The sequence below is a fragment of the Enterobacter cloacae complex sp. HYC042_NIDB genome (genome assembly GCF_056673315.1).
Genome location: NZ_CP109650.1, coordinates 1878406 through 1893438 on the forward strand (window position 1 = coordinate 1878406; position 15033 = coordinate 1893438).

Genomic DNA, 15033 nt, shown 5'->3' on the forward strand with positions numbered 1-15033 from the left:
CCTGGTTGTTTTATATTCCGTCACTGTTGCTTATTTAGACATTATCGTCTTTTATTACTAGTGTTATAAACGAAGCGGCGAACAGGACATTTTTAGTACAGGACGTTTGGGGACGGGAGAGACACATGCGAATTAAACCTGACGATAACTGGCGCTGGTATTTTTGCGACGAGCATGACCGTATGATGCTCGATTTAGCCAATGGCATGTTGTTTCGTTCTCGTTTTGCCCGCCGAATGTTAACCCCGGACGCGTTTTCTCCATCGGGCTTTTGCGTTGACGATGCGGCGCTTTATTTCTCCTTTGAAGAAAAATGCCGCGACCTGATGCTCTCTAAAGAGCAGCGTGCCGAACTGGTATTAAATGCGCTGGTGGCTATCCGTTTCCTGAAACCGCAAATGCCGAAAAGCTGGCATTTCCTGCCTCACGGCATGGAATGGACGCCAGCAACGGGCGATGCGGCCAGCGTTAACCTGAGCGATACCGCCGAAGAGGTGAGCCTGTTAGTGGTTGAGCCGGGCGAAAATGCCGCACTCTGTCTGCTGGCGCAGCCCGGCGTGACGATTGCCGGGCGCGTAATGCAGTTAGGTGATGCGATCAAAGTCATGAATGACAGGCTGAAGCCACAGCTGCGCGTCGATGCCTTCAGCCTCGAACAAGCGGTTTAAGCTTCCAGTTGTACCGACGTTTTCGGTACGCAGCTACAGCACAGGATTGTGCCGTCATTTCCAATTGCAGATTTTTTCAGCGCACTCACTTCTCCCTCCAGCAGCTTGATGCGGCAGCATCCGCAAATTCCCGCGCGGCAGGAATACGGTACGCGAATACCGGCTTGCTCCAGTTGCTCCAGTAAAACCTGCTGATTGTTGCCACGAATAACCTTGCCCTGCCAGTGAATATCCACCGCAGTGGCGACATTCGTCTCAACCTCGACCATTTCTTCTTCCTGGCCTGAGCCGTACACTCGCGCCGGCCCGCGGGCGAGAATTTCAACCTCATCGCCTACGCGGATTGCGCCGCTGGATCGCGGGATCAGGTTCTGGCCGAAATCGACATCGCCGATGTCCTTCGCGGTACGGAACGATTGCAGCGTTTTCAGCGGCTCGCCGGAAGGATGCTTCTGGCCTTTCTCAGGGCTTACCGTGGTGAAAATGCAGCGGCTGCAGGGTTTGACGACATCAAAGATGACGCTGCCGATGCGGATGACTTTCCAGGTATCTTCATCCCAGGCGTCCGCTCCGGTCACGACCAGATTTGGGCGGAACTGTTCCATCTGTACGCTGGCTTTACAGCGATTCTGTAAATCACGCAGAGACGCTTCGTTGGTGAGCAGGAACGGGAAGCCATCCGCGAAGGAGAGGGGAACGGCATCGTGGCGCTTTACGCGACGCGTCAGTTCCGGCCCAACCCACCGCAGCTGCACGTCGCGGGAGAAGAAGCCGCTCAGCCAGCGGTTAATTTCATCCGGGGCGATGCGCGCGGTGAAATGGTTGCCCCATACTTCCGTTGGCGCGTCGACAGCCGCAAAATCCGCAAAGCGAATCACCGCGCTGGAACCGTCCGGCGCGGTCAGATGCAAACCGTCATGAAGCGGGGAAGGGGTAAAACGAACCATCTGAGGGAACTGGCGTGCGGTGATAAACGTACCGTCAGGCTCGGTGACCATAAAAATACGATCGAAGGCGAACCCGCTCATGTCTGCCAGCGCGTGAGTGACACCGATGCCGCGCATGGATTTCACCGGATGAATAAAAAGCCTGGATAACGTCGCCACTGCACACTCCCTCGAATGAAAATAAGCCTTCAACTTTATGACATACACGCCATATTAGCTATAATGCGCGACAATTTTCTAAGAGTAAAAGTGACGATATGAATTCTCTGTTTGCCAGTACGGCCCGTGGGCTGGAAGAGCTGTTAAAAACTGAACTGGAAGCCCTGGGCGCGCAAGAGTGCCAGGTGGTTCAGGGTGGTGTCCATTTTGAGGGCGACACGCGGCTTATTTACCAGAGCCTGATGTGGAGCCGTCTGGCGTCGCGCATCATGCTGCCGATGAAGGAATGCAAGGTCTATAGCGACCTGGATCTCTACACCGGCGTACAGATGATCGACTGGACAGAGATCTTCACGCCTAACGCCACCTTCGCGGTGCATTTCAACGGCGTGAACGACGAGATCCGCAACAGCCAGTACGGCGCCCTGCGCGTAAAAGACGCCATTGTGGACTGCTTCACGCGTAAAAATAAGGAACGTCCGAACGTCGATCGCGAAAACCCGGACCTGCGTATCAACGTCTGGCTGAACGGCGACACGGCGAGCATCTCCCTCGATCTGAGCGGCGCGGGTCTGCACCTGCGCGGCTACCGCGATCGCACCGGTATGGCACCAATCAAAGAAACCCTGGCCGCCGCCATCGTGATGCGCTCCGGCTGGCAGCCGGGCACGCCGCTGCTTGACCCAATGTGTGGCTCCGGTACGCTGCTGATTGAGGCCGCAATGCTGGCAACCGACCGTGCGCCAGGGCTGCACCGCGGCCACTGGGGCTTCAAAGGCTGGGCGCAGCACGACGAAGCGCTCTGGAAAGAGGTTAAAGACGACGCGCAGACCCGCGCCCGTAAGGGGCTGGCGGAGTATACCTCTCACTTCTACGGTTCGGATAGCGACCCGCGCGTAATAGAACGCGCGCGCAGCAACGCCCGTCGCGCCGGTATCGGCGAGCTGGTCACCTTCGAGGTGAAAGACGTGGCGAACCTGACCAACCCGCTGCCGAAAGGCCCGTACGGGACCGTAATCAGCAACCCGCCATACGGCGAGCGTCTCGACAGCGAACCGGCGCTGATTGCCCTGCACAGCCTGCTGGGCCGCAATATGAAGGACTACTTCGGCGGCTGGAATCTGTCTCTGTTCAGCGCCTCGCCGGAGCTGCTGAGCTGCCTGCAGCTGCGTGCCGACCGCCAGTTTAAGGCGAAAAACGGCCCGCTGGACTGCGTGCAGAAAAACTACCATCTGGCAGAGAAAGCGGCGGACAGCAAGCCAACCGGCGTGGCAGAGGATTACGCCAACCGCCTGCGCAAAAACCTGAAGAAATTTGAAAAATGGGCGAAGCAGGAAGGGATCGAGTGCTATCGCCTGTACGATGCCGACCTGCCGGAGTACAACGTGGCAGTTGACCGCTATGCGGACTGGGTGGTGATTCAGGAATATGCTCCGCCGAAAACCATCGATGCGCAAAAAGCGCGCCAGCGCATGCTGGACGTCATTGCGGCCACCATTGCCGTGCTGGGGATTGCACCGAACAAGCTGGTGCTGAAAACCCGCGAGCGTCAGAAAGGTAAAAACCAGTACCAGAAGATGGGCGAAAAGGGCGACTTTATCGAAGTGGGCGAATACAACGCTCGCCTGTGGGTGAACCTGACCGACTATCTTGATACCGGCCTGTTCCTCGACCACCGCATCGCCCGCCGCATGCTCGGCCAGATGAGCAAGGGCAAAGATTTCCTCAACCTGTTCTCCTACACCGGGAGCGCCAGCGTGCATGCCGGTCTCGGCGGTGCGCGCAGCACTACCACGGTGGATATGTCCCGCACCTATCTGGAGTGGGCCGAGCGTAACCTGCGTCTGAACGGCTTAACCGGACGTCAGCATCGCCTGATGCAGGCCGACGTGCTGGGCTGGCTGCGCGATACCGACGAGCAGTTCGACCTGATCTTTATCGATCCGCCGACCTTCTCTAACTCCAAGCGCATGGAGGATAGCTTTGACGTTCAACGCGATCACCTGCGCCTGATGACCGACCTGAAGCGCCTGCTGCGCAAAGGCGGCACCATTATGTTCTCGAACAACAAACGCGGCTTCCGTATGGATCATGACGGCCTGGCAGCCCTGGGACTGAAAGCACAAGAAATCAGTCAAAAAACGCTGTCTCAGGACTTCGCCCGTAACCGTCAAATTCATAACTGCTGGTTGATTACCGCGGTCTGAAAGGAAAAATAAATGTCATTAATTAGTATGCACGGCGCGTGGCTCTCTTTCAGCGACTCACCGCTTCTCGATAATGCAGAGCTGCATATCGAAGATAACGAGCGCGTCTGTCTGGTGGGCCGTAACGGCGCGGGTAAATCCACGCTGATGAAAATCCTCAACCGCGAGCAGGGGCTGGATGACGGCCGCATCGTATACGAGCAGGATCTGATCGTCTCCCGCCTCCAGCAGGATCCGCCGCGTCATGTGACCGGCAGCGTGTACGATTTCGTAGCGGAAGGCATCTCCGAGCAGGCGGAGTACCTGAAGCGCTATCACGAGATTTCGCATCTGGTGATGACCGACCCGAGCGACAAGAATCTCAACGAACTGGCGAAAGTGCAGGAGATGCTCGATCACCACGGTTTGTGGCAGCTGGAAAACCGCATTAACGAGGTGCTGGCGCAGCTCGGGCTGGAACCCGACATGGAGCTGTCGGCGCTCTCCGGCGGCTGGCTGCGTAAAGCGGCGCTGGGGCGCGCGCTGGTCAGCGGCCCTAAGGTACTGTTGCTGGACGAACCAACCAACCACCTGGACATCGAAGCGATTGACTGGCTGGAAGGGTTCCTGAAAACCTTCAGCGGCACCATCATCTTCATCTCGCACGACCGTTCGTTTATTCGCAATATGGCGACGCGCATTGTCGATCTCGACCGCGGCAAGCTGGTCACCTATCCCGGAGATTACGACACCTATCTGCTGGAGAAAGAAGAAAATCTGCGCGTGGAAGAGCTGCAGAACGCCGAGTTCGACCGCAAGCTGGCGCAGGAGGAGGTCTGGATCCGCCAGGGCATCAAAGCCCGCCGTACCCGTAACGAAGGCCGCGTGCGTGCCCTGAAGGCGATGCGTCGCGAGCGCAGCGAGCGCCGCGAAGTCATGGGCAGCGCCAAAATGCAGGTGGAAGAGGCGTCCCGCTCCGGCAAGATTGTCTTCGAAATGGAAAACGTTAATTACCAGGTTGACGGCAAGGTGCTGGTGAAAGATTTCTCTGCGCAGGTTCAGCGCGGGGACAAAATTGCGCTCATCGGCCCGAACGGCTGCGGCAAAACCACGCTGCTGAAGCTGATGCTGGGCCAGCTGCAGGCCGACAGCGGTCGCATTCACTGTGGCACCAAGCTGGAAGTGGCCTACTTCGATCAGCACCGCGCGGAACTGGATCCGGACCGCACGGTGATGGACAACCTCGCCGAAGGTAAACAGGAAGTGATGGTAAACGGCAAGCCGCGTCACGTGCTGGGCTACCTGCAGGACTTCCTGTTCCACCCGAAACGCGCCATGACACCGGTGCGCGCGCTGTCCGGTGGGGAGCGTAACCGTCTTCTGCTGGCCCGTCTGTTCCTGAAGCCAAGTAATCTGTTGATCCTCGATGAACCGACGAACGATTTGGATGTCGAAACGCTGGAATTACTCGAAGAGCTGATCGATGGGTATCAGGGAACCGTGATGCTGGTTAGCCACGATCGTCAGTTCGTGGATAACACCGTGACCGAGTGCTGGATCTTCGAAGGTGAAGGGCGAATTGGCCAGTACGTGGGCGGTTATCACGACGCAAAAGGGCAGCAGTCGCAGTCTCTGGCGCAGAAACAGTCGAAGTCCAGAACAGGTACTGAACCTGCTGTAACAAAAGCAGAAACTGTCAAGAAAACCTCGGCTAAACTAAGCTATAACCTGCAGCGCGAACTGGAGGGGCTACCTCAGCGTCTTGAAGAGCTGGAGGCCGCGCTTGAGGAGCTGCAAGCGCAGGTTGCTGATGCCTCATTCTTTACCCAATCGCATGACTATACTCAGAAAGTACTGGCTGAAATGTCCGCGGCTGAAAAAGCCCTGGAAGAAGCATTTGAGCGCTGGGAGTACCTTGAGTCTCTGAAAAACGGCGCATAACAGGGATTAAATATGTGTGACCAGCACCATGCCGACAGGCATATATTATGCTCGCAATGCGATATGCTCGTGGCGTTGCCAGAGCTTGGTCACGGACATAAAGCCCAGTGTCCACGCTGTGGCGCGACGTTGACAACCGAGTGGGACGCGCCGCGGCAGCGTCCCACCGCTTACGCGCTGGCAGCACTGTTCATGCTGCTGCTCTCCAATCTCTTCCCCTTCGTCTATATGAAGGTGGGCGGGATGACAAGCCAGGTGGATCTGCTTGAAATCCCGGGCGTGATGTTCTCGGAAGATTACGCCAGCCTCGGCACCTTTTTTCTGCTATTCGTCCAGATAGTCCCGGCGTTTTGCCTGGTCATCATCCTGCTGCTGGTTAACCGCGTCAGGATGCCGTCACCGCTGAAAATCCGGCTCGCGCGCATCCTTTTTCAGCTCAAAAGCTGGGGGATGGCCGAGATCTTTCTCGCAGGGATACTGGTCAGTTTCGTGAAGCTGATGGCGTACGGCGACGTGGGGATAGGCAGCAGCTTTATTCCCTGGTGTCTGTACTGTGTCCTGCAGCTGCGTGCTTTCCAGTGCGTGGACAGGCGCTGGGCCTGGGACGATATCGCCCCGGCACCGACGCTCGCGCAGACGGTGAAGGTCGGCGTGCCGGGTATCCGCCAGGGGCTCCGTTCTTGTCCGTGCTGTACCGCCGTGCTGCCCGCCGATCTTGAGGTTTGTCCGCGCTGCGAAACGAAGGGCCATGTTCGCCGTAAAAATAGCCTGCAGTGGACGATGGCACTGCTGGTCACGTCCGTCATGCTGTATCTGCCCGCTAATATTCTGCCGATTATGATCACCGATTTGCTCGGCGATAAAATGCCCTCGACGATCCTCGCCGGGGTCATACTGCTGTGGAGCGAAGGATCCTATCCTGTCGCCGGCGTGATTTTCATCGCCAGTATCATGGTGCCCACTTTAAAAATGATCGCGATTGCCTGGCTCTGTTGGGATGCAAAAGGCCACGGAAAACGCGACAGCGAACGCATGCATCTGATTTACGAAGTGGTCGAATTTGTCGGTCGTTGGTCAATGATCGACGTGTTTGTGATTGCCGTTCTCTCTGCGCTGGTGCGGATGGGCGGTTTGATGAGTATTTATCCCGCGATGGGGGCTTTAATGTTTGCACTGGTGGTGATTATGACCATGTTTGCGGCCATGACCTTCGACCCTCGTTTATCGTGGGATCGTGAGCCTGAATCAAGCCATGAGGAAGAGTAAGAGCATGGAAAATAAGAGTGGAGAGGCGAAAGTGCAGAAGGTCAAAAACTGGTCGCCGGTGTGGATTTTCCCCATCGTGACCGCGCTGATCGGTGCATGGATCCTGTTTTATCACTACAGCCATCAGGGACCGGAAGTGACGCTGATTACCACCAATGCCGAAGGAATTGAGGGCGGTAAAACGACCATCAAAAGCCGCAGCGTGGATGTGGGCGTGGTGGAAAGCGCAACCCTGACCGACGATTTAACCCATGTGGAGATTAAGGCGCGTCTTAATGCCGGCATGGAAAAACTCCTGCACGGCGATTCTGTTTTCTGGGTGGTTAAACCGCAGGTGGGACGTGAAGGGATCAGCGGCTTAGGAACGCTGCTCTCAGGTGCCTACATCGAACTGCAGCCGGGTGCAAAAGGCAGCCAGCCGGCGCAGTACCAGCTTCTGGATTCACCGCCGCTAGCACCGCCTGATGCAAAAGGTATCCGCGTGATCCTCGACAGTAAAAAAGCGGGCCAGCTCACGGCGGGCGACCCGGTACTTTTCCGCGGCTATCGCGTGGGTTCGGTGGAGAAGAGCACCTTCGATCCTCAGAAAAGATCCATCAGCTATCAGCTGTTCATCAATGCGCCTAACGATCGTCTGGTTACCAGCAACGTCCGTTTCTGGAAAGACAGCGGCATCGCGGTGGATCTGACCTCGGCGGGCATGCGTGTAGAAATGGGCTCGCTGACAACACTGTTTGGCGGCGGCGTAAGTTTTGACGTACCCGAAGGTCTGGACCTGGGGCAGCCGGTTGCGGAGAACACCGCTTTCCGCCTGTTCGACGATCAAAAAAGCATTCAGGATGCACTCTATACCGATCACATCGACTACCTGATGTTCTTTAAGGATTCTGTTCGCGGCCTGCAGCCTGGGGCGCCCGTTGAGTTCCGCGGTATTCGTCTGGGGACGGTAGGACAAGTGCCTTACTTTGTTCCAGGCCTTAAGCAGATGCTTGATGATGATTACCGTATTCCGGTGCTGATCCGCATTGAGCCTGAGCGCCTGATCAACCAGATTGGTGAGAATCAGGATATCGGCGAGCACATCACCGACCTGATGAATCGCGGTCTGCGCGGCTCGTTGAAAACCGGGAACCTGGTGACCGGCGCACTGTATGTCGATATGGACTTCTATCCAAAAGCGCCGCCGATTACCGGTATGCGTGAATTTGGTGGTTACAAGATCATCCCAACGGTAAGCAGCGGTCTGGCCCAGATCCAGCAGCGTCTCATGGAAACGCTGGATAAAATTAACAATCTGCCTCTGAACCCAATGATTGAGGCGGCGACAGGTTCGTTACATCAAAGCCAGGCGACAATGCAGCGCCTGCAGACCACGCTGGATAACATCAACAAGATCACTGCAAACCAGAGTATGCAGCAGCTGCCGCAGGATATGCAGAAAACGCTGCGCGAGCTGAACCGCAGTATGCAGGGCTTCCAGCCTGGCTCGGCGGCGTACAACAAGATGGTGGCAGATATGCAGCGTCTCGATCAGGTCTTGCGTGAACTGCAGCCGGTTCTGAAAACGCTCAACGAGAAGAGCAACGCGCTGGTGTTCGAAGCGAAAGATAAAAAGGATCCTGAGCCTAAGAGGGCGAAACAATGAAAAAATGGCTAGCGATTGCAGGAGCGATGGCACTCACGGCCTGTAGCTCCGGGAGCGAAACGAAAAGCTACTACCAGCTGCCTCTGGTGACGCAGGCGGTTACGCAAAGTTCCGCCTCGCAGGGTAACCGTCTGCTGTGGGTTGAGCAGGTCGCCGTTCCGGATTACCTGGCCGGCAACGGGGTGGTCTATCAGACCAGCGATGTACAGTACGTTATCGCCAACAACAACCTGTGGGCCAGCCCGCTGGACCAGCAGTTACGCAATACGTTGGTGGCGAATCTGGGCAGCCAGCTTCCGGGCTGGGTTGTTGCCTCCCAGCCTTTGGGAAGCGATCAGGACACGCTGAACGTCACGGTAACGGGCTTCCACGGCCGTTATGACGGTGCCGTTGTCATCAGCGGCGAGTGGCTGTTGAATCATCAGGGACAGCTGATTAAGCGTCCTTTCCATCTGGAGCTGAAGCAGCAGAAGGATGGCTATGATGAAATGGTGAAAGTGCTGGCTCAGGGTTGGGCGCAGGAGTCAGCCAGTATCGCCAGGGAAATTTCCCGACTGCCATAAGTAAAATTCATCGTCAAAAACCGCAATCAGCACCAGGCCGATTGCGGTTTTTTTTTCGTTTTTGCGTCAGGTTGTTACTTGTGCCGGGTCACATTTTTTGTACAAATGATCTTCTGGCTAGCTCACAAATATGACACCCGTATGAATTTTGAACATTGACGCTGGGACTAATTCGGGGTATTCGTTATCTGTGCCTGCGCATCTGGCGCGGACACTGTTTTCTTTCCACCAGACAAAAGAATGAGGGAAACGAGGCATGAAGAGACAGAAACGAGATCGCCTGGAACGGGCTCATCAACGTGGTTATCAGGCCGGCATCGCTGGACGTTCGAAAGAAATGTGTCCTTATCAGACGATAAATCAAAGGTCACAATGGCTTGGAGGCTGGCGAGAAGCCATCGGCGACAGGGCACTTATAGCCTGATAACGTCTCTTTAAAAAAAGAAACCTCCGCACTGCGGAGGTTTCGCCTTTCCGGGGTCGCTTAAAGCGATATCAGAACGCGGAAGTGTCCTGGAACAGACCCACTTTCAGATCGTTCGCGGTATAGATCAGACGACCGTCTACCAGCACTTCGCCATCCGCCAGGCCCATAATCAGGCGACGGTTAACGATGCGCTTGAAGTGAATACGATAGGTGACTTTCTTCGCCGTAGGCAGAACCTGACCAGTGAATTTCACTTCGCCCACGCCCAGCGCGCGGCCTTTACCTTCACCACCCAGCCAGCCCAGATAGAAGCCAACCAGCTGCCACATGGCATCCAGGCCCAGGCAGCCAGGCATTACCGGATCGCCAATAAAGTGGCAACCGAAGAACCACAGGTCCGGGTTGATATCGAGTTCTGCTTCTACGTAACCCTTATCGAAGTTGCCGCCGGTTTCGGTCATTTTCACGACACGGTCCATCATCAGCATGTTCGGGGCCGGTAACTGTGGGCCTTTCGCGCCAAACAGTTCTCCGCGACCAGAGGCAAGAAGATCTTCTTTTGTATAGGATTCGCGTTTATCTACCATGTTCTCAGTAAGCCTTATTTTAGTGAAGGACGCAGGATAGCTAACACGTGTACGCTGAACAAGTCCGATCAGTTCGAACTGAACCAGCCCAGCCAGCGTAACGGCCATGGATAACGATGGCGAGCATCCTGCTGCGTCGCCTGAGCAATGCGCTCCTGGATAGTCTGCATCAAAGTTGTCTGACCTTCGCCATCCCAAACCAGGTTTGTCAGTAAGGGTAGTGCATCCTCAATCCCTTCGATGGCCCAGATGGCGAATTGTTCCTGTTCAACCGCGTCCAGAATATCCTGGCACAGGCTGAGATGTCGTACGTTAGGCGCCGGAATAATCACACCCTGTTTGCCGTTTAAACCGCGCTGCTGACAGACAGAGAAGAAGCCTTCAATTTTTTCGTTCAGACCGCCAACGGGCTGAGCACGACCAAATTGATCGACCGAACCGGTAATAGCAATGTTCTGGTTGATCGGCACGTCCGCCAGGGCGCTGATTAAGGCGCACAGCTCCGCCATTGAGGCACTATCGCCATCCACTTCGCTGTAGGACTGCTCAAACGTCAGCGAGGCGGAGAAGGGGATTTGCTGCTCAAGCTGCAGCTCAGACATCAAAAATGCCTGCATGATCATCATGCCTTTGGCGTGAATGTTGCCGCCCAGTTCGGCCTTGCGTTCAATATCGGTAAACTCGCCGTCGCCAATATGCACAACGCAGCTGATTCGCGAGGGTTCACCGAACGCGCGCGGATGGCCAGGAAACTCGATCACCGAGAGGGCGTTGATCTGCCCAACGCGTTCGCCTTCTGTCTCGACCAGAATTTGTTCCAGCAGAATTTCATCCTGCATGCGGTCAGCAAGATAGCCTTCGCGCCACTCTCGCTGCGCCAGCATCTGCGTGAGCTGTTCACCAGTAAACGCACCGTTACCACTGATCGTACCGACTTCACGCAGCTGCTTGCCGATCCAGAGCGGGCAGAGCGGCAAGGTTTCCTGGTCACCGGTATAGCGAACAGCTTCGCGGATTAAACCCGGCCACGCATCGGCGGCAGGCGCTGGCAATGCAAAACGTTCCGCCACGGCCATCACCCACTGACACCACTGCGCCATGTCGTCCGCATCGGCAATCTGAATGTTGTCTTCGTATTCGCTGTAAACTGCCTGTTCGGCCAGTTCCGGCTCCATCTCCTGTAAGTCCGCCAGCGATTCGCGGTCACCCATCAGCACGACGGTCAGCGACAGCGGCATTGACGGCACGGAGACAGGAAGAGGACGAGACTCGTCGTAACCGACCCAGTCAAAGCGCTGTTGGGTCACAACGGTTTTCAGACGCATCCACAGCAGCGGCTGCGAGAGCAAAGTGCGCAGAGAGATGATGAGCACGCCGCCGTTTGCACGATGTACCAGCCCCGGCTGCAGGGAAAGCTCGCCGTTAAACTGGCGCAGACAGCCAAACAGCTGTTCAGCCTCGACCCAATTAGCGGTAATTACCTCGCCGTTAGCAGCAAAACGACCGTCGGCCTGGTCCGCCGGTCCGAAGGTAATATTATGCCCCGCGATACGATACTGGCCGCCAAATACCGCGGTGGTGTCCGGCCGCAGCTGGCGCGTGGCATCCCCAAGCAGCGACAGATATTCCGCTTCTTCCGGGGCTTTCAGCAGCATGAAGGGCGATGTCGCCCACGGGCTTAACGTCTGCTCCAGCGCATAATGTAAGCGTGGTTGCGTATCGCTAAGGATGAATTCGTGTTCTTTTGCGAGATCGGGCTGTGCAAACAGTTCCTGATAGCTCTCGGCATCCGGAACAAGGTCACGCCATGCTAGTTTCGTAATGGTCAAAGTTGATGTTTTTTAGTCAGATGTAAAAGCGTGGAGTATACCGTAAGCGGGGGGCTCTACCCAAGCAGGATTGGTATTTCAGCAGGCGGATTGGCTGCAGTCACTCACAGGATATGATTTCTTTTCAGCAGATTGCTAAAAAACTGATATTCTGAACAGAGTTACGTGGTAACACTGAGATCGCAATGAAATATCAACAACTGGAAAATCTCGAAAGCGGCTGGAAATGGAAGTACCTGGTCAAAAAGCACCGTGAAGGGGAGCTGATCACCTGCTACATCGAAGCCAGCGCTGCGCAAGAAGCCGTGGATATTTTGCTGACCCTCGAAAATGAACCGGTACAGGTCAATGGCTGGATTGAGAAGCACATTAATCCTGCGTTGTTAAACCGGATGAAGCAAACTATCCGCGCGCGACGTAAACGGCATTTTAATGCTGAGCATCAGCATACCCGGAAAAAATCCATCGACCTGGAGTTCGTTGTCTGGCAGCGTCTGGCCGGGCTGGCACAACGGCGTGGTAAGACCCTGTCGGAAACCATCGTGCAGCTGATTGAGGATGCCGAACATAAAGAGAAGTACGCCAACCAGATGTCGTCGCTGAAAAACGACCTTCAGGCGTTGTTGGGCAAAAAATAGATTTTTGTTTTCTTCAGACAATAAAAAAACCCCGCATGGCGGGGTTTTTTTTATAAGACGATAACTTATGCCGCTGGCTGAGTTACAACGTCTTTAACGCCTTTAACTTCGATCTCTACGCGACGATCTGGTGCCAGGCAGTCGATCAGTGCAGCGCGAGCTTTAACGTTGTCACAGGTGTTGCCAGTAACTGGGTTAGATTCGCCCATACCACGTGGGGAGATCTTGTTAGCTGGGATACCTTTAGAGATCAGGTAATCAACAACAGACTGAGCACGTTTCTCAGACAGTTTCTGGTTGTAAGCGTCAGAACCGATGCGGTCGGTGAAGCCCAGAACCACTACAGAACCGTCTTTAGGATCCAGGTTGCTCAGCTGGGTGTACAGCTGATCCAGTGCCTGCTGACCTTCTGGTTTCAGGGTCGCTTTGTTGAAGTTGAACAGAACGTCAGACTTCAGAGTGAAGTGCTTGGTCTGTACTTCTGGAGCTGGAGCCGGCGCTGGAGCAACAACTGGTGCTGCATCTTCCTGCTGGCCGAAACGGTAGGAAACACCTACGCTCAGCATGCCGTTGTCTGGACGAACGCCAACGGTAGCACCGTCACCGATGTTGTTAACCCACTGGTATTCCAGACGGGTAGCGATGTCACGGGTCATAGCCCACTCAACGCCACCAGCGAATACTGGGGAAACGCCAGTGTCATGGTCGTCGCCAGCGATGTTGTTGCTGGAGTCTGCACGCCATACCATGCCGCCCAGACGGGTGTACACGTCCAGATCGTCAGTTACTGGGTAACCCAGTTTAGCGGTCAGCTGAACGCCCTGAGCTTTGAAAGCGCCATTGATGGTGTCGCCTTTGTATGGCATACGACCTAACCAGTCGTAACCCATTTCAAAGCCAACATACGGGTTAACCTGATAGCCACCGAACGCACCTGCACCAAGCTGGCTCTCGTGAGTAGGGCCATCGTTGTTCAGGCTGCTGTTGTACCAGCCAGTGTCATGGAACTGAGACCAGCCCAGTTTACCACCTGCATACCAGGTATTATCTTTCGGAGCGGCCTGCGCTACGGTAGCGAAGCCAGCCAGTGCCACTGCAATCGCGATAGCTGTCTTTTTCATTTTTTGCGCCTCGTTATCATCCAAAATTCGCCATGAAGGTCTCAAGAGAGAATCACGGTTAAATCCTTCACCGGGGGGCGTGGTCAAATATAAATCTACCGATATCTTCGGCTTAGGCCGAGCACCCCTGGCGATGTAAAGTCTACAACGTAGCTGAAAACTTACAAGTGTGAAGTCTGTCAGGCATATGAAAAAAAAAGTTCCGTATACCTATTATTTAACATTTTTAGAACGAATTTTGTGCAATAAAATTAAGGAGAACCGCACCAGACAAGCCTTGCCGCAATTTTGAGGCCGGGAACTAAAACCGCATCCTGCGGTCAAAAAAAATTCCAGGAAAAATCTTAATTTCACTCAATGATACAAATTTGAGTGAATTTTTAGCCCAGAAAGTTGTCCTCTGCGATAAGAATCTGGACGAACCGGGCGCATGATAAACCCGATCGCATTCCCTTCTTCAGCCGCTTCGGTCAGACGAAAATGTTCCTCTTCCGTCAATTCTTCCGGTAACCACCCGATCACCACGCTGTAATTTCCGGTGCGTAACGCGCGAATCATCGATTCGACGGTATCGCAGGGAGAAAGCTGGTTGATCTGCATAACCTTTGCCAGCGGCAGGCCTGCAGACTGCACCCATTGGCGGCTCAGTTTTTGCTGCGGCGTCAGCCAGAGCTGCCAGCGTGATTGCTGACCAAGCTGCTGTAATAACGGAAGCAGCAGGAGTTGGGTCAACAGAGGCTGGTCTTCACGGTAAACCACTTCACTAATAAGCCCCGTCGAAGCACCCCCAACGGTGTTCTGCGCGACAGTGCCCGCGGTAGAGGAGAGAGAAGTTGAGCGATTTGCATAGCCTGAAGTGTACATATTCATTCCAGCCCTGTAGTTACTGTATGGATATACAGTAACCCCTGTATGCATAAAGATCAACCTCATTTTCGGAAAGCGACTCGCAAAATTCATTCAATGTTGATGCCCTTCGAAAAATCATCTTGCTCAACGACGCTAAGTTGCCTATTTTCCTGCTAACGGATCCGCTAGTAAGAAATTTCGTTGTTA

General features: G+C 54.9%; 13 protein-coding genes. 8 read left to right on the plus strand and 5 right to left on the minus strand.

The window, feature by feature from the left end; translation table 11 throughout:
• Positions 1 to 125: 125 nt before the first annotated feature.
• The gene (gene zapC / locus OKF39_RS08870) at positions 126 to 668 is read left to right on the plus strand and encodes a cell division protein ZapC (RefSeq protein WP_479983689.1); all 543 of its coding nucleotides are present in this window, start codon (positions 126 to 128) and stop codon (positions 666 to 668) included.
• Here zapC and OKF39_RS08875 read toward each other — a convergent pair.
• A complete protein-coding gene (locus OKF39_RS08875) occupies positions 665 to 1774 on the minus strand; it encodes a YcbX family protein (RefSeq protein ID WP_063154545.1) in 1110 nt (369 codons plus the stop codon). The genes zapC and OKF39_RS08875 overlap by 4 nt on opposite strands.
• A gap of 98 nt (positions 1775 to 1872) precedes the next feature.
• On the opposite strand from OKF39_RS08875, the gene rlmKL reads away from it, so the two are divergent.
• From rlmKL to rmf, 6 genes are all read left to right on the plus strand, one after another.
• The gene (gene rlmKL, locus OKF39_RS08880; RefSeq protein ID WP_028012595.1) at positions 1873 to 3981 is read left to right on the plus strand and encodes a bifunctional 23S rRNA (guanine(2069)-N(7))-methyltransferase RlmK/23S rRNA (guanine(2445)-N(2))-methyltransferase RlmL; all 2109 of its coding nucleotides are present in this window, start codon (positions 1873 to 1875) and stop codon (positions 3979 to 3981) included.
• Positions 3982 to 3993: 12 nt separating this feature from the next.
• Positions 3994 to 5901 carry an ABC transporter ATP-binding protein gene (locus OKF39_RS08885; RefSeq protein ID WP_479983690.1) on the plus strand — a complete coding sequence of 636 codons (1908 nt, stop codon included), beginning with the start codon at positions 3994 to 3996 and terminating at the stop codon, positions 5899 to 5901.
• A gap of 12 nt (positions 5902 to 5913) precedes the next feature.
• Positions 5914 to 7167, plus strand: a complete 1254-nt coding sequence (gene pqiA / locus OKF39_RS08890) for a membrane integrity-associated transporter subunit PqiA (protein ID WP_045261707.1) — start codon at positions 5914 to 5916, stop codon at positions 7165 to 7167.
• Between the two features lie 4 nt (positions 7168 to 7171).
• The gene (gene pqiB, locus OKF39_RS08895; RefSeq protein ID WP_028012598.1) at positions 7172 to 8812 is read left to right on the plus strand and encodes an intermembrane transport protein PqiB; all 1641 of its coding nucleotides are present in this window, start codon (positions 7172 to 7174) and stop codon (positions 8810 to 8812) included.
• Positions 8809 to 9375: a membrane integrity-associated transporter subunit PqiC gene (gene pqiC / locus OKF39_RS08900; protein ID WP_069732532.1), complete on the plus strand. Its 567-nt coding sequence runs from the start codon at positions 8809 to 8811 to the stop codon at positions 9373 to 9375. Before pqiB ends, pqiC begins: the two co-directional genes overlap by 4 nt.
• A gap of 256 nt (positions 9376 to 9631) precedes the next feature.
• A complete protein-coding gene (gene rmf / locus OKF39_RS08905) occupies positions 9632 to 9799 on the plus strand; it encodes a ribosome modulation factor (protein WP_013097261.1) in 168 nt (55 codons plus the stop codon).
• Between the two features lie 71 nt (positions 9800 to 9870).
• On the opposite strand, the gene fabA is transcribed toward rmf, so the two are convergent.
• Both fabA and OKF39_RS08915 read right to left on the minus strand, forming a co-directional pair.
• Positions 9871 to 10389: a bifunctional 3-hydroxydecanoyl-ACP dehydratase/trans-2-decenoyl-ACP isomerase gene (gene fabA / locus OKF39_RS08910; protein WP_000227926.1), complete on the minus strand. Its 519-nt coding sequence runs from the start codon at positions 10387 to 10389 to the stop codon at positions 9871 to 9873.
• 68 nt (positions 10390 to 10457) lie between these two features.
• The gene (locus tag OKF39_RS08915) at positions 10458 to 12218 is read right to left on the minus strand and encodes an AAA family ATPase (RefSeq protein WP_479983691.1); all 1761 of its coding nucleotides are present in this window, start codon (positions 12216 to 12218) and stop codon (positions 10458 to 10460) included.
• Between the two features lie 185 nt (positions 12219 to 12403).
• On the opposite strand from OKF39_RS08915, the gene matP reads away from it, so the two are divergent.
• Positions 12404 to 12856: a macrodomain Ter protein MatP gene (matP, locus tag OKF39_RS08920; protein WP_023332611.1), complete on the plus strand. Its 453-nt coding sequence runs from the start codon at positions 12404 to 12406 to the stop codon at positions 12854 to 12856.
• A 65-nt stretch (positions 12857 to 12921) separates the two neighbouring features.
• Here the strand turns inward: matP and ompA are convergent, their stop codons facing one another.
• A complete protein-coding gene (gene ompA, locus OKF39_RS08925) occupies positions 12922 to 13977 on the minus strand; it encodes a porin OmpA (RefSeq protein ID WP_108780329.1) in 1056 nt (351 codons plus the stop codon).
• 354 nt (positions 13978 to 14331) lie between these two features.
• Positions 14332 to 14841, minus strand: a complete 510-nt coding sequence (sulA, locus tag OKF39_RS08930) for an SOS-induced cell division inhibitor SulA (protein ID WP_041910604.1) — start codon at positions 14839 to 14841, stop codon at positions 14332 to 14334.
• Positions 14842 to 15033 lie beyond the last annotated feature (192 nt).